This window comes from Neorhizobium sp. S3-V5DH (assembly GCF_004343065.1).
GTDB lineage: Bacteria > Pseudomonadota > Alphaproteobacteria > Rhizobiales > Rhizobiaceae > Neorhizobium > Neorhizobium huautlense.
Window position 1 is genome coordinate 1 of sequence record NZ_SMCL01000013.1, and the last position, 17677, is coordinate 17677.

The window sequence follows — 17677 nt, forward strand, 5'->3', positions numbered from 1 at the left end:
CAGATGGAGGACCCAATGACTGGCAGTCTGTTCAGCCGACCTCTTTTTGTGCAAAGACAGCACTTCGTTCAGGAGGTAGGTTGCCTCGACGACATTTTTGACTTCCTGGAGGAATGGCCTGCGGACAAGCGAGATGTGGCGTATGAGACCATGCTGAGGGCGTGCCGCGACGCCGCGGTTGGTCGGTTTCCCCTCGGGGCGGTGCGCGACAATTTCAGGCGTTTCCTCAAAAAAAACGGCCTCCTGGTAGAGATCGAGTCCGTACCGTTCGTCTCGCGCGGCTCCAGCGACCGGAACGTAGATGGAATGTAGGTGCTGTCGTGTGGTCGTTCGCGACTGGCGGCGGCGCTTGCCTGCCCGGCGCTGGCAGGTGTTCCCAGCAAACCATATGATCTCGTCTTTGGTGGCTGCAGCTTGGTGCGAAAAACCGCGCGGCCTGCTGACAGATCGTCAGGTCAGAAAGGTCAATGTATTAAAGCAGGGCTCTCCAATGTTCGCCATAATGCGTGGGCTTGGCTATGCGCTTCAACGGCATCTTGCGCAGCGCTAGGAGGCGCTGGATGGATGGATCAATGATGCCGTTGACACCGAATTCACGACGATCATGTGTTTAGCCACCGCGTTTTGCCCCGGGACATTGATGTCCTAAGAAATGCGGTCGAATTCCCTTGGAGCAACAGTCAAGCCGAAGCGCAGATCAACCGCCTCAACATGCTGAAGCGAACAATGTACGGTCACGCTGGCTCAGAACTGGAGGGCGAGAATGCTGCCGCTTAATCAGAAATTGAGGATGAGCCCGATTAACCGCAAAATGACAACATATTCGAGAGGTTCGTGGAGCGCCGAGGAAAGTCATACGCGATATGTTATTGTCTCTGGCTGTTCAGGCGGTGGAAAATCAACTCTGCTTGGAGAACTTCAAGAGCGGGGCTTCGCCATTGCTGAGGAACCCGGGCGTCGTATTGTCAAACAACAACTTGAAACTGGGGGAGAAGCTTTGCCATGGGTTAACATGGCGGCTTTCGCACGAAAAGCAATAGAGATGGCACTTCAAGACCTGGCCGATGCCGAAAGGCGAGCGTCCGTGACGTTCTTTGACCGGGGGCTTATTGATGCAGTTGCAGGTCTACATCATGCGACTGGGGAGCCGATTCGGTTGGACCTCATTGCTGCAAACCGGTTTCATGTAGATGTCTTCATGACCCCGCCTTGGCCGGAGTTGTACCAGGCTGATTCAGAGCGACGGCACGGTTTGGAGGAAGCGGTTGCCGAGTATGATCGTCTCGTGAAGCTATACCCGTCACTCGGCTACAAAGTTCGGTTGATCCCCAAAACTTCGGTCGCCGGAAGAGCCGACTACATTTTGAGCCAGTTACACCGGGACTTCTTGCCCTGACGCTGAATAGGCGCGAGGGCGGAGGGCGGATAGAACTCCGGTCCTAATCGCCACAAGTGGTTGGAATGTAGAAAGCCCGCGTCAATCCCCAGAAGCGCGGGCTTTCGCGGCCGGGGCTCTTCTCTGCCCGACCTATGCCCGAAATTTACGCCTATGGAGCCCGAAGGATCAACTACGCCGAAGGGCGTAATTAGAGGAAGTCGATCTTATCGACCATGGCAGACAGCTGGTCCTCCGTCCGAACTCCGCGCTCGTAGAGATTGACCAATGTGGCCGCTAGTCCTTCGGCTTGAGCACTCGTCTTCTGGATGCCCAGCGTACAGCAAGTTTGGTCGAAAATCCGCTGCAGCGTTGCAACCTCATCTGGAAGGAGAACGCTTTGACGAGCAGGCTGCAAATATTCACTTAGCATTGGCGAGCTCCCTTGTCCCGGGGACGAGCCGGGCGCGGTGGCAGCATATGAATGTTCCGGGGTGATGAACAGAGGGGTCGGGTGTGTAGGAAAAATAATCTACTAGGAAAGCGGCTGGCACTTTGAAAAGGATGGGATGAAAGGATCGCAGAGTGGACCATATTTGGCCAAAATCAAGCTTTTGGTTGCTTCATAGCGGCCGAATACTATCTTCTCGCGGACCGAGGACGGGAAGACAATGGTAAGCGAAACAAAGCTAGAATACAGCCCCCTCACCGAGGCTACCAGAGAGGCACACACCCAGACATTCATCAACCAATTTGTTCGGTCCCATAAGTGCCAGGTGATAGGTCCGATTTTTCCCCTATGGTATTTGGGGCCATGATCCGATCTGCATCGCCCGCCTTCATGTTTTCGCTTATTGCGTTTGGCACAATCCTCGGTATCGCCGGAACTGACCTAGTCCTTCCCGCGGTCCCCGAGATGCCGCACGAATTGGGCGGCACGCCCGCTTTAGCCCAGATGGTGCTGGCAGCTTATGCCGCAGGAACGCTTGTGGGTCTGCTGACATTCGGTGAACTCGGCGCGAGATATTCGCCTCGCAGACTCCTGATCTGGTCGCTGACCCTATTTGCTTTCACCTCCATCCTGGCAGCATTCGCGCCTACGCTGGAGTGGCTGGTGGCATTCAGGTTTGCTCAAGGAGCTTTCGGCTCTGGTCCTGCAGTATTTGCCCCAGGTTTCATCCAGGGTCTCTTCACGGGTGACAAAGCGGTCGGAATGTTTGGTCGGCTTGGCTCGATCGAATCTCTAACCCCGGCGCTTGCCCCGGTGGCAGGTGCGCTTCTGCTCGGCATGGGCGGTTGGGAAACATCCTTCCTGGTTCTTGGAGCCTTTGCGATCTTCTGCGCCATCGCCTGCGTGGTCTACAGCCGCTCGCTTCCGGATCGGACTGTAGCGCTTGAGACTCATCGAAGCTACTTGTCGATCCTGCGGGACGGGGTGTTCCTTCGGCACGCGCTGAGCCAGGCTTTCTCTCTCGCCGCAATCCTCATCTTTGTCTTTGGCGCACCGGTCGTGATGACAGAGATCATGGGCGGCGGCATTGAGGATTTCATCCTTCTGCAGATTTGCGGAATAGCCATCTTTATTCTGGCATCCAATCTTTCCAGCACACTTGCCAGCAAGTTCGGGATCGAGCGCATGATCTACCTCGGAACGGGAGTCTTGCTCACTGCCTTTCTGCTGATCCTTGCCTATGTTCAGTTTGGTGGAAGCAGCCTTGCTGTCATCGTGCCCATCTGGGCCATCACCAATGGAGCGTTCGGTCTGCGGGGTCCAATCGGCTTCCATCAGGCCATAGTAGCCTCGAAGGGCGATCATTCTCGTGGCGCTGCACTGGTTGTGGCAGGCATCTTGGGGTTCACGGCGACAGGTACCGCTATCGCCGCGCCGTTCCTTGACCTTGGTTGGTGGCCTCTCGCCCTGGCAAGCTGCCTTTCAGCAGCCCTTGCCTCCCTCTGCCTGGCAGTCTTTCCAGAAGGCTGAACTGCTCTTTCGAAGGACCGAAGGTCTGCCGTCACCACGCGCAAGTGCGGGCTGGGCGAATAGTCTCGGAACACGCTGATAGAGAACGGTACGATCGTCTCGGCAAGCCTTGGGGCCAAGCGCACAGGCCAGCCATCTCTTTCCGACACCCGAGGGGCCGCAGATGCCAGATTGTGATGAGGACTGATCCAGTCGCTGCCGCGCAATTTCATGAAGAGCGCGCGGTCAAGGCCGCGTTCGCTGCGATAATCGCGACATCTTCCGGCGTCGACTGGTGGCGCAGTTTGGCGAAGCTGAGACGTGCAGCAAGCTTGTGATCGTAGCGGGAACGCCACTCCCGTTCGAGCAACAATCAGAGCCATTCAGCATGCGAGAGATGTTGCGGCTTCGCCGTTGCCGCTGAGTTCGCCAAAGGCTTTTGCCGTGCCGGCCAAGCCCATGGCGTTCAGTTTGTCGAGTGTTGGATGAGAAGCATCTTCGTTCTCCTTAGTGGTAATAGCGGGGTCTGCGGATGTTTTCATGATGGACCGGTCCATGCGACGCCGCTCTATTTGAGGCAGCCGTTCGGTCAAGGTGATTGTCGAGGATGGAGCGCACCGAGCCATATGTCTGGGCTCCAATCTCCAGCGCACGGCCGCAAGCGGCATTGACCCTGTCGCGGCCAAAGCTCTTGTTGAGGCGGATGATCCCGAGGCAAGCTCGAAAGCCTTGTTCAGGATGCGGCCTGTCGGCGAGGATGCGCTCGCACAGCAGCGCAACATCCCACCCAATGGCAGAGGCTTCGCGTCGAATGCGTTCGATCGTCCAGTCAGCAAAGCGGCGATGCGCTGAGGGCTTATGATCAGGGATCGTCGCATGCTTGCCGTTGCCGCTGGAGCGTCGATGAGCAGCAATCCGCTCGCCCTTGTGGAAGATCTCGATCGTATTGGCGGTTATCTGTACGCATCCGAGGTGGGCCGCCTTGCTGAGAAGTGAGGCGAACTGGATGTTCTGTCTATATGGACGTCAATATAGACAGTGTGAGAACCGTGGATTTAACGCTTGAGAAGCGGCTGCAAGTTAGCCGTATGGAGATTGTCGATAGCGGGCGGCGTCGCCGTTTCAGCAACGAGGCCAAACTTGCAATCGTGGCGGAGAGTTATTCCTCAGCTGCTCCCTCAGAGATATCCGCTGCCGGCCAGCCACATGCGATACTCCTCCCAATCTTTCAGGCGTGTACCGGGCGCTCGCATGAATTGCTCCATTCGCCCAGCGAGCTTCTCCATCGTTTCATCGGATGGCCAATCGCCCAAAGTGACGTATATCCGCCATGCAGTTTTCACACTCATGCCTTGTGGTGGATCAAATGGTGTTATGCAGAACTGGTGGCTAGAGAGGGCACTCTTTACCCTCGACAGCGGAATGCCTATCTCGTCAGCTATCGCCTTAGGCTTCACCCCGAGAGCAGCCATCTTCACGATCAGGTTGTCGCGCTCAATCTTGTCCATACACACCGAGATACTGCAATCATCATTCGCGGAAAAGAAGCAGCAGCGTCAGGTCAATTTCGGCATGACGATGGCGTCTGCTCCTATTATGTCGTTCTTGTTTTTCATTCCGTCCCAAAACTCCTCGGCGGTGCGTGCCGCCTCGGCCGCCGTCTGCGTGTTATCCCGCGTTCAGTGGTCGCATTCCTTTTCATCCCATCGAATAGGTCACCTCAGCGCCAATGCCTTTCTTGAAGGCCCCTCCAACCAAATCTCCCCAAATATTGATCGCCGTTATAGGCGGAGCAGTCCTTCAGCGCCTTCAATCTAAAGCCCCGACCGGATGTGGTGGATGGCCACTTTGGCGCATTGCGATGCCGGTAGCAGAGGCTGTCCGCCACATCAGGATTGGCTGCCAATTATCACCGGAGGCGGCTTTTTGCGCTCTTTAGCAGGATTAGAAGTTGGCTTCGAGCTGTGCTCTTTGATTTGTTGCCAAGGGCTTCTCGAATCAAGGCTCGCGCTTCTGCCTGCTTGTTGACAGCTGGATGCTTAAGGATCGCTTCTACGCGACCCAGCCATTCAAAATGCTCCAGGGCGGCCCAGGATTCGTTGATTTCGGGTATGGCGCGGATTACATCCTCGATCTCCGCCATGAAGACGTTAGCGTCGATGTTTCTGTCCGCAGGTGCGTTCATGATTTTTGTTTCAGAATAGATGGACCGCTTCGGCTCAAACGACAGGGCCGGCGCGCTGTCCCGTGCGGGGCCCTTTACCCTAAACCAAAGATTGCCCTGTGCTGCTTAGGGACCAGGGACTTTACGCTGGGTCGTAGAAGGGGTGAACAGGTTTCAAAGGATTAGAGCAAATGTCCACTGCAATCAAGACGGCCGGCGCTTCTGGCGCGCCGGCCGCTGAGATTGTTGATTGGGGCAAAACCGCAGGTTCTCAGAAACTTATTAAGCTTCGTCGAGCGTGAACGATCAAGTCGGCCGTTAGTAGGATATAAAAATGAAAACTGATCGCCCGTTCCGCCTCCACTTACACTCGTTGGCCAAGGAGGTGTCTGAGGAAAAGTTCGCTCGCGGCGAAAAGGCGACGCAGCAGTGGTGCCCGGTCGAATAGCCGACGCTAAAGTTTTAGCGGCTTAGTTGAGGGGAACATAATATTCCTTTGGTAGTCAGAAAGACGACGACCCGCATCTTTGATCCAACACGCGGCGAGTGCAAGGAAATAATTATGACTGCAGCACGTACTGAACTGCCTAACGCTTTGCCCAGACAGGATGTGCTAGCGGAGATTTTCAAGAAGGCGCCGCATCCGATCATCGTGAAGAACAGCGCATCTCAGTTCCTCTTCCTCAATGACGCCGCCTGCGATTTGATAGGCGCGAGATCGGAAGACGTCGTCGGTAAAACAGATTATGATTTTCTGCCCAAGGCTGAGGCCGATGCGATCCGAGCCGTGGACATCCAGATCTTCGAAACTGGAGAGGAAAAGCTCTTCGAAGAGGTGATTACTGGGCGGGACGGTTCACCCCACACCCTCAAGACCCACAAACGGCGCGTTTGTCTGGCTTTTGACGACACAGTACAGGAATTCCTGATCGTGGAGTTTCAGAACGTCACCGAGTTGCGGAAGGCAGAGCGCGTTCTTCGGGCGAGCGAGGAGCATCACAGATCGCTGATCGAACTCCATCCTCAAACGCCCTGGTTAGCCAATGCTGCCGGGGAGATCATCGAAGTTGGGGCCGAATGGGAGCATCTTTCAGGGAGGTCCTGTGACGAAGCCGCCGGCTCCGGGTGGGAAAGCTCCGTTCATCAAGAAGACCTGCTCGCAGTGAAAGAAAACTGGGCACGCTCGGTGGAGACAGGCGCTCCGCTCGACATCGAGTTCCGCGTCGCTAATGTAGGTGGGGAAGTTCGTTGGTTTCGCAGTCGTGCGGCGCCGAAAAGATCACCAACCGGCAAGATCACCAGATGGTACGGCTTGCTCGAAGACGTCCATGAGCGGCGGCTCGCGTTGGACGCGCTAAGGAAAAGCGAACAGAGTCTGATTGAACATCGGGACGAACTAGAGAAGCTGGTCGAGGCAAGGACTGCAGAAGTCAGCAGGAAAAATGCCGAACTCGACCGGTTGCTCCAGCAGGAACGCGAGGTCAACGCGTTGCAGCGCCGCTTCGTGGCCATGATTTCCCACGAATTCCGCACGCCACTTGCGATCATTGACAGCGCGGCCCAGCGATTAACGCGGACGAAGACAGCGGTCACCAGCGACTATCTCTTCGAAAAATCCGCGCAGATAAAAGGGGCTGTCGCTCGGATGGTCGAGCTGATGGAAAGCATCTTGGCTGCCGGACGGTTGCGAACAGGTACGATTGCGATTGACAGGCAACCGTGTTCATTGGCCACGGTAATAGACGAAGCAGTTAAGCGCAGACGGGACATCAGCGCGACCCACGACATCCATGTTGACGTCACGTCCCTTCCTCAATCGATGCCTTTTGATCCAGACGCCGTCGATCGCGTCGTATCGAACCTCCTTTCGAACGCCGTGAAGTACTCTCCTCACTCGTCGGAAATCTACATGCGCGGCTGGCAGGAGGATGGCTGGGCGAAGGTGAGCGTTCGTGACACGGGCATCGGCATGGATGTTGACGACCTTCCACGTCTTTTCGAGCCATATTTCAGAGCCCGTAGTGCAACGGGAATCGCAGGCACGGGTATTGGACTGAATATCGTTCGCGAAATCATCGAGCTGCACGGTGGAACAATCTCGGTCACCAGTGAGATTGGCAAAGGGACGACCTTTACGATCTCGCTTCCGGTGGATCACCACCCGAGATTGGAACAGGACGCAGCCTAAGAGGTGCCGGCAAGATGACGACTATTCTTTGCATTGATGATGAGACCGAAATTCGAAAACTCCTGGTCGAGGAGTTTCAGGACGCAGGGCTAAAGACCCTGGAGGCCGCGAACGGACGGGAGGGATTGGAGAAGATGTTGACCGCGTGGCCAGACATCGTCGTTTGCGATGTCTCGATGCCAGTGATGACCGGGCACGAGCTTTTGGCTGAGATCCAAGTCAATCATCCGGAATTCTCCAATACCCCGTTCATCATGTTGACTGCGATGACGGATAAGGAAAACACGCTGAATGGCTTGAAAGCTGGCGCCGACGACTATTTGACGAAGCCGGTGGATCTCGATCTTTTGATGGCGAAAATCAGCGGCTGCATTGCGCGGCTTGAAAGCAACCGCAAGGCGGGTCGGGGTCTGTAATTGAACCCAAACGCGAGCTACTGCGTTGGGCGTAATACTGAGCTTCGCGACTGCAGGTGTATGATGCCTTTTTTATCCTCGTCCAAACATCATACGGGAAGCGGGCAAACGCTCGATATTGTCTCAGCGATCTTTGCCGGCTTTCACAACCCGGTCATCGTCAAAGATGAGAATTCCCGTTTTGTATATCTCAATACAGCCGCCTGCGCCCTCCTGGGCTGTAAGCCAGATGACATTGCCGGACGATCGGACCATGATTTTTTGCCCAAAGAGGAGGCTGACGAAATCATCGCCGTCGACCGCGAGATTTTGAGGACTGGACGAGAGCGGATATTCGAGGAGACAATTACAACGCCTCGGGGAGAACGGAGGACACTTGTTACCCATAAACACTGCGTAACACTGCCGGCTTCGGCTGCTCCGTTGAGGCTGGTGGTTGCCGTCATCAACGACGTGACCGAATTGCGTAATGTCGAGCGCGCCCTTCGCGCTCGCGAGGAACATTATCGCTCTTTGATCGAACTTCATCCTCAAGTGCCGTGGGTTGCCACACCCGACGGGGAGGTCGAAGAGGTTGGCCGGACTTGGCTCGAAATATCGGGCCGCGCACCGGAAGACGCATTTGGCTCGGGATGGGCAACAATCATCCATCCCGACGACTTGCCCCAGGTACAACGGAGGTGGTCAGCGTCAATCCGAACTGGCACCAAATTTGACGTGGAGTGTCGTATACGCAGCGCTACCGGGGCGTTTAGGTGGGTCCGCAATCGTGCGGCGCCACGCCGAGATGAGGACGGGGCAATTACCCGTTGGTACGGCCTGCTTGAAGACATTGATGAGCGGAAAAAAGCCGAGGAAGCGGTTCGTGAAAGCGAAGCTCGTTTCCGCCTCATCGCGGACAGCACGCCGGTGATGATCTGGATGACCGACGCCAAGGGCGAGACGACATATCTTAACCGCCGATGGTCCGAAACAACAGGGCAGTCGAGCGACGAGGCGCTGGGGTCAGGATGGTTGAACGCCATTCATCCCGAGGATCGTGACAGCGTGATGGCTGCGTTTGTCGAAGCGGTACAAAACCGGGCACCCACACGTGTGGAATACCGCCTGCGCCGTAGGGATGGAACCTGGGCGTGGGTGATTGATCTTGGCGAGCCACGGTTGACGTCCAATGGCGACCTCATTGGCTTCGCCGGGTCGGTGCTCGACATCTCCGAACGCCATGCTGCGGAGTTGGCACTGGAGGAAAGCGAAACCTTCATTCGTAGCATATTCGACAGCAGCCCAGATTGCATCCGGTTGATGGATCTCGAGGGCAATCTGGTTCTCATGAACCGGGCAGGGCGTCAGCTTTTCGGCCTCGCCCCCGACGCTCCCCTGAACGAGATGCGCTGGGACAAGATCGTTGCCGCCTCCGACATGTCGAAGGTTGCTTCCGCGTTTGACCGTGTTAAAGCGGCAGAGACGGCTCGCTTCGAGACTGTAATTGCCGCTCACGACGGTAAAACACATTGCATGGACGTTATAGCCGCGCCAGTGTTTGGCTCGGGGGGAAAGCCGGTCCGTATCTTAACGATCTGGCGTGACGTGACGGAGGCAAAGACCGCACGCACTGAGGCTGAGGACGCCCGGCATGCGGCCGAGACGGCCGCTCGTCGGCTATCGTCAGTGCTTGAAAGTACCATGGACTGCGTGATCGTTCTCGATCGGGAATGGCGTCTGACATACATGAATTCGAAGGCAATGAGCCTGCTTGATCTCGGTGAAGAGGCCATCGGCAAGAATATCTGGACTCTCTACCCGGCGGAAGCAGACAGCATTTTCGCCTTACACTATCGGCAAGCGCTAGCAGAAAACGAAGCGGTCACTTTTGAGGAGTATTCTCCCTCGCTCAGCCTTTGGCTTGAAGTCCATGCCTCGCCCTCGGCCGATGGACTCTCAGTTTTCTTTCGTGACATCTCAGATCGGCGCAAGGCCGAGCAGGAACGGGTTCAGGCGCAGAGCCAGATCCTGCACATGTCGAGGCACGATGCGCTTACGGGCCTGCCGAACCGGCTGTGTTTCCGCGAGCGGCTCATCCGGGAACTCGAAGGTTTGCAACAAGGAAAAGGCGTAGCTCTCTTGGCTCTTGATCTCGACGGTTTCAAGGCGGTGAACGATGCCTATGGTCACCCCGTGGGCGATGCCTTGCTGCGTCAGGTTGCCGACCGTCTAAGATCCTGCGTGGAGGAAGCCGGCGTAGTGGCTCGCGTCGGTGGGGACGAATTTGTGGTCGTGCAGCCGTCAATCGGCAACCTTGATGATCCGCGCTTACTTGCTGGTCGCATCATCAAAATGCTTGAGACACCTTTTGATCTCGACGGAGTGTCCGCGACCATCGGCACCAGCGTCGGTATCGCACTAGGCCCAGAACATGCAAGCACTGTGGAGGAGCTTGTAAGAGCATCGGATGTCGCGCTTTATCGCGCAAAGGCGGACGGCCGAGGCAAATTCTCGTTCTTCGAACCCGGAATGGACAAACACCTTCAGGCGCGACAGCAACTGAAATTGCAGCTCAGCAATGCACTCATCCGCGGAGAACTGGAGGTTCATTATCAGCCACTGGTGGAGCTTGCGTCGAAAAAGATCACCTCATGCGAGGCGCTTGTTAGGTGGCGGCATCCGGAGAAAGGCATGATTTCGCCGGCTGACTTTATTCCGGTCGCTGAGGAAAGCGGTCTCATCGTGCAGCTAGGAGCATGGGTTCTCAATGAAGCGTGCCGGCAGGCCACCGCCTGGCCCGCGGACGTAGGCGTATCTGTCAATCTATCGCCGCTCCAGTTCAAGAGCGGCGACCTTCCCGAAACAGTCTCGCGATCTTTAGAGGCGTCTGGCCTCGCCCCCACCCGCCTTCAGCTCGAGATTACCGAATCGGTGATGCTCGATGACGAGGAAAACAACTTGCGGACCCTGCAGCAGATCAGGCGGCTCGGCGTCACAATCGCGATGGACGACTTTGGAACCGGCTATTCATCACTCGGCTACCTTCGCAGCTTTCCCTTCGACAAAATCAAGGTCGACCGAGGGTTCATCAATGATCTTCCTGAAGGGCGAGAATCTCTAGCAATCATCCGGGCTGTCGCGGGCATCGGCCGCAGCTTAGGGATAACAACGACCGTGGAGGGTGTCGAAACCAAAGCGCAGCTCGATGCGGTCAGTGCGGAGGGTTTTAACGAAGCGCAAGGATATCTGTTCTCCCGCCCAGTGCCTGCATCTGAAGTGTCTAAGTTACTTAAACGCAGCTAACCACAAGCGCATTACGAAATCGCATTCGATGAGATGCAAGCGCCTTCGTCCCGGCTAGGGCCTCCGGGCGCCGGTCCGTTTCGTCTACGATACACCGGCTGTGATGAAAATGTCGAAGTACAGTCAACGGGCAAGTCGAGTTAGTGGATGATGACGTGATCGAGATCACTTTCGCGTAAGCAAAAGACGATGAGCGCCGGTCGAGGGCAAAACCTGGGACTTCTGCTGCTAAACTGGATCCAGGACAAAATGCCGGGAACCATCGCCAGCATCAAAATAGCAAACATTAGACGAGCTACCATGGCACTTCTTCGAAAGAACAAGCTGGCCGCCGTTATAAAGGCAACGATCTAAGAAGAGCGTTCGGCCAGCGATCCGGGCCGTCATCAGAATTTCTGTCATTCGGTCTAGACTTCCGCGGTTGCTGCCCGACTAACGAAAACATCGGCTATTTTCCTGCCGAGGCACGAGCTGGAGAGGCACCGGACGTACTCGTCTGGCCGACTGCCCCCGGCGCAGCATAACCAGACTCCAGCCTAAGACGGGGCGATCACGGGATTAACAATCCCGACACCGATGGAGTTGGTAGCAGCCCAACGCGAATCCTCCCGTGCTCGTTGGAGAAGCTCGGGAGCCTCCGTGGCGATGCGGGCCCGTCCCACTTGCACGATCTCCGCGGATGACACGCCCTGCCAGCGCTCCCATACCTCGGCCTGGAGCGGGCTGACAACGAGGATGGCGAACAGATAGCTTATGAACTCGGACAGGACGCTCTCCCAATTCTTTGCAACGTTGAGGGCCATACGGGGCTCGAGCGGCCTGCCATTTGAAGGAAATCCCGACTGGCGGGTTGAATCGGATCGCCGCGATGGATGATGCCTGACGCATAACCCATCGGTTGTCGGTAATACTGCTTCAGATACGCACCGCAGTCGGTGTCAACGCCCCGTTTGGGAGACGGCACCAACGTCGTTACACCCGGAGCTTTTCAGGGAGAAGATGCATGCAGTCAGGCGTCCGGTTGTTGTCTCAAAGGTGTAAGAGAGTGTTTAAGTTCTGAAGTCATCATAGGGGCTTTCGTATAAGAGTCGGGGTGAAGCGTCCGCCAATGATGACCGTGGTAAGTTGCATCGCAAATGAACACAATTTGCTCCTGGTTTTTATCGCGGCTCTTACTTGCCTTTTCGGTGCGGCGATCACCTTGAGATTACTGCACCGGGCAGCGATCGCGTCGCGGTGGCAGAGGCTCGGTTGGCAGTTCCTGGCTGCAGTCGCTGGTGGCGGCGGCGTATGGACAACGCACTTCGTCGCCATGCTAGCATATGAACCACCGGCGCCAGCATCATTCGACCCGGTGATGACCTTGATGTCGCTGATGATCGCGATGTTGGGCCTCCTTGCCGGTTTCTCTATCAGTGGGATGGGAGCGACGCGTAAGTTCCCGCTGCTTGGTGGCACACTAGTCGGCTTAACATATTCCGCTATGCACTATACCGGGATGCGCGCCTACCATGTAGTTGGACTCGTCGAATGGCGAATTGATTACATTTTGGTCTCAGTATTAATCGCAACCTTATGTTCGGCGGCGGCGGTAGCCGTGGTCTGGCGATCGGGGCTGCAGATGCAACGATTCTGGTTGGCCGTTGCGCTTTTGGTCACGGGGATTGTCGGTCTACATTTCACGGCAATGGCGGCCTACCGCGTGACGCCGCTGACACAGAGTTTTGCCGAGGTGGATACGGCAGCCATTTTCACCTTCGCCCTCGCCATCACAATCGTTGCCCTGATCGTCGTCAGTTCCGGGCTCGCGAGCTATCTGATTGACACAGATGTTCGCGCAGACTCACAGGAACAGCTCCGCCACATGGCAGCCCACGATGCCTTGACGGGTCTGCCCAATCGCGCCAGTTTTTCCACTCACATCAGTAAAGTGTTCGATGAAGCCCAAGGACGAGGCCGCAAATTCGCCGTCATTGGCGTCGACCTCAACCGCTTTAAGGAAATCAATGACACGCTCGGACACGGCGCCGGCGATGAGGCCCTTCGCATCATCTCACGTCGCCTGGCGCAATGCCTTGAGGAGGACGAGTTTGTCGCCCGCCTGGGCGGCGATGAGTTCGCAGCAGTGAAAAAATGTGGCGCTAAAAGCGATGTCTCCGCCTTCGCCGAGCGCCTTGCCGAAATCGTAAGCCGGCCGATGCGTATTGGTAGCATGGAGATGAGAGTCGGGGCGAGCATGGGGGCCGCCATCTGGCCGGACGATGCCAAAGAACTGGACGAGTTGGTCAACAATGCCGATGTGGCAATGTATCATGCCAAGCACGCCGCCCTTGACGGGCTTCTGTTCTACGATGCCGGAATTGGTGCATTGGAACGCAAGCGGCGGCAGCTTGCGGAAACATTGCGACACTCCATAGAGCACGGCGAACTGGATGTCCACTATCAGGTGCAGAAGTCGCTCTCGACCAGCGAAATCCATGGATACGAAGCGCTACTGCGCTGGACACATCCGAAGCTAGGTCCAATTTCGCCATCCGAGTTCATTCCGGTTGCGGAGGAGAATGGATTGGTAGGGTCACTTGGTGCCTGGGTGCTTCGCCGGGCATGTACGGACGCGGCCGCGTGGGAACCGCCATGCCGTGTGGCCGTCAATGTTTCGGCTGTCCAGTTCATGGATGCCAACCTGCCTAGGCTGGTACACGAGATACTGGTTGAGACAGGGTTGCCGCCGCATCGATTGGAGCTGGAGCTTACCGAAACTGCACTGATCAAGGATAAAGTTCGCTCGCTGCACATCATCCGCCAGATTAAAGCTCTCGGAGTCGGATTGGCGCTCGATGACTTCGGAAGTGGTTACTCGTCACTCGAAACACTACGGTCGTTCCCCTTCGATAAGATCAAGCTGGACAAAGCCTTTGTCGATGGGATTGAGCAGGACCGGCAGTCGAAGGCTATCGTGAGAGCCGTACTAGCCCTCGGCAAGAGCCTGGATATTCCTGTTCTGGCAGAGGGCATAGAGACTGAAGAGCAAATGTCAGTATTGCGGATGGAAGGCTGCGACGAAGGACAAGGCTATCTGTTGGGAAGACCGTCAGCGACCAGGGATCTTGCTCACAAACTTGTGCCGACACGAGGGGAGGGTCCGCATCAGGAGAACCTGGCGACGAGCCGCTCTGCTTAAACCCCCTCGCTACCTCGGCAATACCCCCCATGTGGCACCCTAACGAGTCTCGTTCAGGGTGGTGAATAAAACTTCACTGCACAAAATTTGAGGGTGGACTGCAGCGACGTGTGTATGAGAAATCGTGGTAGCGATCAGGCGGCCATCTGGACGAGGGTTTCTGACAGGCGATGAACGTCGTACGGTTTGGCCATGAAAACGCTTCGCTCCGGAAGCTGGTTGGAATTCCGGCGGTATTCGGCTGGGCTAATCCCGCCACTTCATGCAGCAGCTGGATTCTTACATCCAGTGGTACAACCAGCATCGTATAAAGCTCTCACTGGAATGGTACCAACATACAACGTTCACCGTGATTGAGGCACGCCAAGCGCAACTGCTAGCGTTGCCTCGAGGGCTTTAGCAGAAAAGGGTTTGGCCAAGACAGGCCTTCCGATAAACTCCTCAGGCAATCCCGCCGTCCCGTATCCAGTACTGAAGATAAAGGGCACGCCGCGCTCAAGTAGGACTTCCGCAACAGGAAAACTGCGCTCTCCGCCAAGATTCACATCGAGCACAGCCAGATCAATCTCTTCGGCGGCCGCGACTGCGCAGGCTTCCTGTAATTCAGCTACGGACGCAACGATTTCGCAGCCGAGATCCGAAAGCATATCTTCGATCAGAAGAGCAACGAAACCCTCGTCCTCAACGACGAGAACCTTGATGCCGCTAAATTCACTCATGCAGCAACGAGCCCGGGCGCAATCGACATGCGGCACACAACTCCCGAAGGTTCGAAGGTGAGGTCGAGTTCACCACCGAGATCCCGCTCGATACACCGTTCCATCAACTTGCTGCCCGTGCCGCGACGTGTGGGCGGTACGACCGGTGGCCCACCATGCTCGCGCCATTCGAGGATCATTCTCGGTTTCAGGTCCGGACCCTCTTCCACTCGCCAGGAGAGCGAAAGCCTGCCCGCCCCTGAGGACAGAGCTCCATATTTCAGAGCATTGGTGGCGAGTTCGTTAAGCACCATCGTTACGTTCAACGCCGTGCGGGGGTCCAGATCAACGAAGGGTCCATCGATCTCGACCTGCCGTCCTGCATTACCGGCCAATGCCGTCAATACTTCCCGGGTGAGCGCGTCCAGGGAAGCACCCTCCCAATTGCGTCTCGTCAGCAAATCATGAGCGCGCGACAAAGCCAGTAGTCTTGCCTCGAACCGATGGGAAAAATCTTCCAGGCTGTCAGCATGCCGCGCCGTCTGAGCCGCCAGCGACTGCACCGTCGCCAGCGTGTTCTTCACACGATGGTTGAGTTCGTCAATCAGCAGCCTCTGCCGGTTCTCCGCTTGCTTGCGCTCGGTAATATCCACCAGCATGTTGATTGCACCTATCAGCTTGCCATCGGCGTCATGAAGAGGTGTAGGGTAGGGAGTGAACGGAATGCGTCTGCCATCTGGCCGTTCGGCGATTGCCTCGGCGCCGCGAACGGCACGATTTTCCTTCAACGCCACAGCCATTGGGCATTGGTCGTGGGGAAGCCGCGTGCCGTCGGTATTGTAAAGACGCCAGGTCACGCACCACATATCGCCGATCTGGGGCGTACGGCCGGACATCTCCACGGCGGCGTTGTTGAAGAAGGTGATACGACCGGCCGCATCCGTTGTATAAACCGCCGCCGGCAGCGCCTCCAGCAGATCGCGCAGGTGCTGTTCGCTCTCGCGTATCCGGTCCTCCATCTGCTTGGCGGCAGTAACATCCTGGAGCACCCGTACCCCGTAGCGGAAGCCCCCGGATGCATCCAGAACGGACGAGCTGTAGACATCCAAGTAAACCGTAGTGCCATCGGGCCTCGTAGCCCGTTTGCGTACGGCATAATTGTCGATTTCGCCGGCGACCTGGCGCGCATAAAGAGCACCATCCTCGTATCGGTCCTCTTCTTCTGTATAGTCGAAGAAGGTCATGTTGAGGAGCTGCTCGCGGGAGCGTCCCAACATCCGGCAGAGAGTGTCGTTGACGCGCAGCAGACGGCCGTTTTTGTCGGCTTCCGCAATCCCGATCGTAGCGGCGTCATAGGTTGCGGCCAGCCGCTCGTCGCTTTCATGGCGAGCAGTCTCGGCCTCACGAAGATCGGTTACATCAGTCGTAAAACAGCGCGTGCTGATGAACTTGCCGTCCTCAAACCGGCTGTTGGACGTGATCAGCACCTGCTTGATGGACCCGTCCTTGGCACGCAGACGTGCCGGATACAGGTCGAGCTTTTCGCCGCAGGAAAGCTTGTGGAGGATGTCGCCGATGACGGGTGCGTCCACATGGAACTCGACGATATGGCGGCCCACGTATTCCTCAGCCGTATAGCCGAGAAGCGCAAGCTCGGCCTTGTTGGCGCGCTGGATGATGCCGTCACCGCCGACGATATGCAGGCCAATCGCGCTATTTTCGAAGAAATCTTCAAGATCGGCGTTCTTCTGCTGAATCGTTTCTTCCAGCTGTTTATGCGCGGAGACATCCTGGAAGCAGTTGATCGCGCCCTGGATCCTGCCTTCATGGTCCTTCAGGGCCCGGATATTGACGAGGGCCGTAAAACGCGACCCATCCGGCCGTTCCATGACAACCTCGGCATTGCGCGTCGACGTGCCGGCGAAGATTGCCGTTGCCATGGGACAGACGTCATGCGCAAGCGGCGTGCCATCGGGGAGGAAGAGGGCGTGGGACCCGCAGAAGCGGGAACGCTTGTCGCCGACGGAAGGAGTTTGCCCCCACAGCTCCGCCGCCTCGGAATTATAACGGACCAGCCAGCCGTCCTGGTCGCAGAGATAGACCGCGCCAGGGATAGCATCGAGAACACCTGGGGCAGCTGCCGTGAGCGCCTCGAACTCGGTCAGCCGTCGCGCGGCGGCAGGAAACTCTTCGATATTGGACATGCAACTTATCCCCTCGGGCCCTGAGGCCGGAAACAGAGCGCCAGCCAAAGCTGGACCCGGATCCGCACCCCGCCCTTGCTCGCTCCACTGCGCGCAACCACAACAAACGCAACAATTGAGAATTGGTTCCGCGCGCCAAGAACAGGGACCGCGTATTTATTCCGGTGCTTCGCACCATTATACCCCGGGTGCGGCCCCAGACCATC

Annotated in this window: 12 protein-coding genes and 4 pseudogenes; 8 read left to right on the forward strand and 8 right to left on the reverse strand. The window is 56.8% G+C overall.

Annotated elements, in window-relative coordinates:
- Positions 1–15 precede the first annotated feature (15 nt).
- The 3 genes and pseudogenes from EDE09_RS17650 to EDE09_RS17660 all read left to right on the forward strand — a co-directional run bounded on the left by EDE09_RS17650 (position 16) and on the right by EDE09_RS17660 (position 1396).
- The gene (locus EDE09_RS17650) at positions 16–312 is read left to right on the forward strand and encodes a DUF982 domain-containing protein (protein WP_132411989.1); all 297 of its coding nucleotides are present in this window, start codon (positions 16–18) and stop codon (positions 310–312) included.
- A 73-nt stretch (positions 313–385) separates the two neighbouring features.
- Positions 386–784: pseudogene (locus tag EDE09_RS28700) on the forward strand (transposase); the annotation flags it as partial.
- Positions 785–811: 27 nt separating this feature from the next.
- Positions 812–1396, forward strand: a complete 585-nt coding sequence (locus tag EDE09_RS17660; RefSeq protein WP_132412237.1) for an AAA family ATPase — start codon at positions 812–814, stop codon at positions 1394–1396.
- A 190-nt stretch (positions 1397–1586) separates the two neighbouring features.
- Here the strand turns inward: EDE09_RS17660 and EDE09_RS17665 are convergent, their stop codons facing one another.
- Positions 1587–1808, reverse strand: coding sequence for a hypothetical protein (locus tag EDE09_RS17665; protein WP_132411991.1), 222 nt, complete (start codon positions 1806–1808; stop codon positions 1587–1589).
- Between the two features lie 366 nt (positions 1809–2174).
- Here EDE09_RS17665 and EDE09_RS17670 point away from each other — a divergent pair, with 366 nt between their 5' ends.
- Entirely contained in the window at positions 2175–3356 is a 1182-nt protein-coding gene (locus EDE09_RS17670) for an MFS transporter (RefSeq protein ID WP_165924208.1), read from the forward strand.
- Between the two features lie 3 nt (positions 3357–3359).
- Here EDE09_RS17670 and EDE09_RS17675 read toward each other — a convergent pair.
- The 4 genes and pseudogenes from EDE09_RS17675 to EDE09_RS17690 all read right to left on the reverse strand — a co-directional run.
- Positions 3360–3877, reverse strand: a pseudogene (locus tag EDE09_RS17675) (ATP-binding protein); the annotation flags it as partial.
- Positions 3843–4295, reverse strand: a pseudogene (locus tag EDE09_RS17680) (IS21 family transposase); the annotation flags it as partial. The pseudogenes EDE09_RS17680 and EDE09_RS17675, both read right to left, overlap by 35 nt.
- A gap of 218 nt (positions 4296–4513) precedes the next feature.
- Positions 4514–4843 (reverse strand): hypothetical protein, encoded by a 330-nt coding sequence (locus EDE09_RS28230; RefSeq protein WP_165924209.1) that lies wholly within the window; start codon positions 4841–4843, stop codon positions 4514–4516.
- A gap of 401 nt (positions 4844–5244) precedes the next feature.
- Positions 5245–5520, reverse strand: a complete 276-nt coding sequence (locus EDE09_RS17690; RefSeq protein WP_132411995.1) for a hypothetical protein — start codon at positions 5518–5520, stop codon at positions 5245–5247.
- A gap of 541 nt (positions 5521–6061) precedes the next feature.
- Here EDE09_RS17690 and EDE09_RS17695 point away from each other — a divergent pair.
- The 3 genes from EDE09_RS17695 (at position 6062) to EDE09_RS17705 (ending at position 11388) form a co-directional block, all read left to right on the forward strand.
- The gene (locus tag EDE09_RS17695; protein WP_132411997.1) at positions 6062–7687 is read left to right on the forward strand and encodes an ATP-binding protein; all 1626 of its coding nucleotides are present in this window, start codon (positions 6062–6064) and stop codon (positions 7685–7687) included.
- A 14-nt stretch (positions 7688–7701) separates the two neighbouring features.
- Complete coding sequence (locus EDE09_RS17700) at positions 7702–8103, forward strand: response regulator (protein ID WP_132411999.1); 402 nt, start codon at positions 7702–7704, stop codon at positions 8101–8103.
- A gap of 63 nt (positions 8104–8166) precedes the next feature.
- Entirely contained in the window at positions 8167–11388 is a 3222-nt protein-coding gene (locus EDE09_RS17705; RefSeq protein ID WP_165924210.1) for a PAS domain S-box protein, read from the forward strand.
- Positions 11389–11942: 554 nt separating this feature from the next.
- Here the strand turns inward: EDE09_RS17705 and EDE09_RS28945 are convergent.
- Positions 11943–12155: pseudogene (locus tag EDE09_RS28945) on the reverse strand (hypothetical protein); the annotation flags it as partial.
- Positions 12156–12496: 341 nt separating this feature from the next.
- Here EDE09_RS28945 and EDE09_RS17715 point away from each other — a divergent pair.
- Positions 12497–14569, forward strand: a complete 2073-nt coding sequence (locus EDE09_RS17715) for a bifunctional diguanylate cyclase/phosphodiesterase (RefSeq protein ID WP_132412003.1) — start codon at positions 12497–12499, stop codon at positions 14567–14569.
- Between the two features lie 344 nt (positions 14570–14913).
- Here EDE09_RS17715 and EDE09_RS17720 read toward each other — a convergent pair whose 3' ends face one another.
- Both EDE09_RS17720 and EDE09_RS17725 read right to left on the reverse strand, forming a co-directional pair.
- Positions 14914–15288, reverse strand: a complete 375-nt coding sequence (locus EDE09_RS17720) for a response regulator (RefSeq protein WP_132412005.1) — start codon at positions 15286–15288, stop codon at positions 14914–14916.
- Complete coding sequence (locus tag EDE09_RS17725; protein ID WP_132412007.1) at positions 15285–17471, reverse strand: PAS domain S-box protein; 2187 nt, start codon at positions 17469–17471, stop codon at positions 15285–15287. Before EDE09_RS17725 ends, EDE09_RS17720 begins: the two co-directional genes overlap by 4 nt.
- Between the last annotated feature and the right edge of the window lie 206 nt (positions 17472–17677).

Excerpts from the sequence above, each read along its gene's own strand:
- EDE09_RS17700 (WP_132411999.1), top strand. The coding sequence starts at position 7,702 with ATGACGACTATTCTTTGCATTGATGATGAGACCGAAATTCGAAAACTC.
- EDE09_RS17695 (WP_132411997.1), top strand. The coding sequence starts at position 6,062 with ATGACTGCAGCACGTACTGAACTGCCTAACGCTTTGCCCAGACAGGAT.
- EDE09_RS28230 (WP_165924209.1), bottom strand. The coding sequence starts at position 4,843 with ATGGACAAGATTGAGCGCGACAACCTGATCGTGAAGATGGCTGCTCTC.
- EDE09_RS17715 (WP_132412003.1), top strand. The coding sequence starts at position 12,497 with ATGATGACCGTGGTAAGTTGCATCGCAAATGAACACAATTTGCTCCTG.
- EDE09_RS17670 (WP_165924208.1), top strand. The coding sequence starts at position 2,175 with ATGGTATTTGGGGCCATGATCCGATCTGCATCGCCCGCCTTCATGTTT.
- EDE09_RS17720 (WP_132412005.1), bottom strand. The coding sequence starts at position 15,288 with ATGAGTGAATTTAGCGGCATCAAGGTTCTCGTCGTTGAGGACGAGGGT.
- EDE09_RS17650 (WP_132411989.1), top strand. The coding sequence starts at position 16 with ATGACTGGCAGTCTGTTCAGCCGACCTCTTTTTGTGCAAAGACAGCAC.
- EDE09_RS17665 (WP_132411991.1), bottom strand. The coding sequence starts at position 1,808 with ATGCTAAGTGAATATTTGCAGCCTGCTCGTCAAAGCGTTCTCCTTCCA.
- EDE09_RS17690 (WP_132411995.1), bottom strand. The coding sequence starts at position 5,520 with ATGAACGCACCTGCGGACAGAAACATCGACGCTAACGTCTTCATGGCG.
- EDE09_RS17660 (WP_132412237.1), top strand. The coding sequence starts at position 812 with ATGACAACATATTCGAGAGGTTCGTGGAGCGCCGAGGAAAGTCATACG.
- EDE09_RS17725 (WP_132412007.1), bottom strand. The coding sequence starts at position 17,471 with ATGTCCAATATCGAAGAGTTTCCTGCCGCCGCGCGACGGCTGACCGAG.
- EDE09_RS17705 (WP_165924210.1), top strand. The coding sequence starts at position 8,167 with ATGCCTTTTTTATCCTCGTCCAAACATCATACGGGAAGCGGGCAAACG.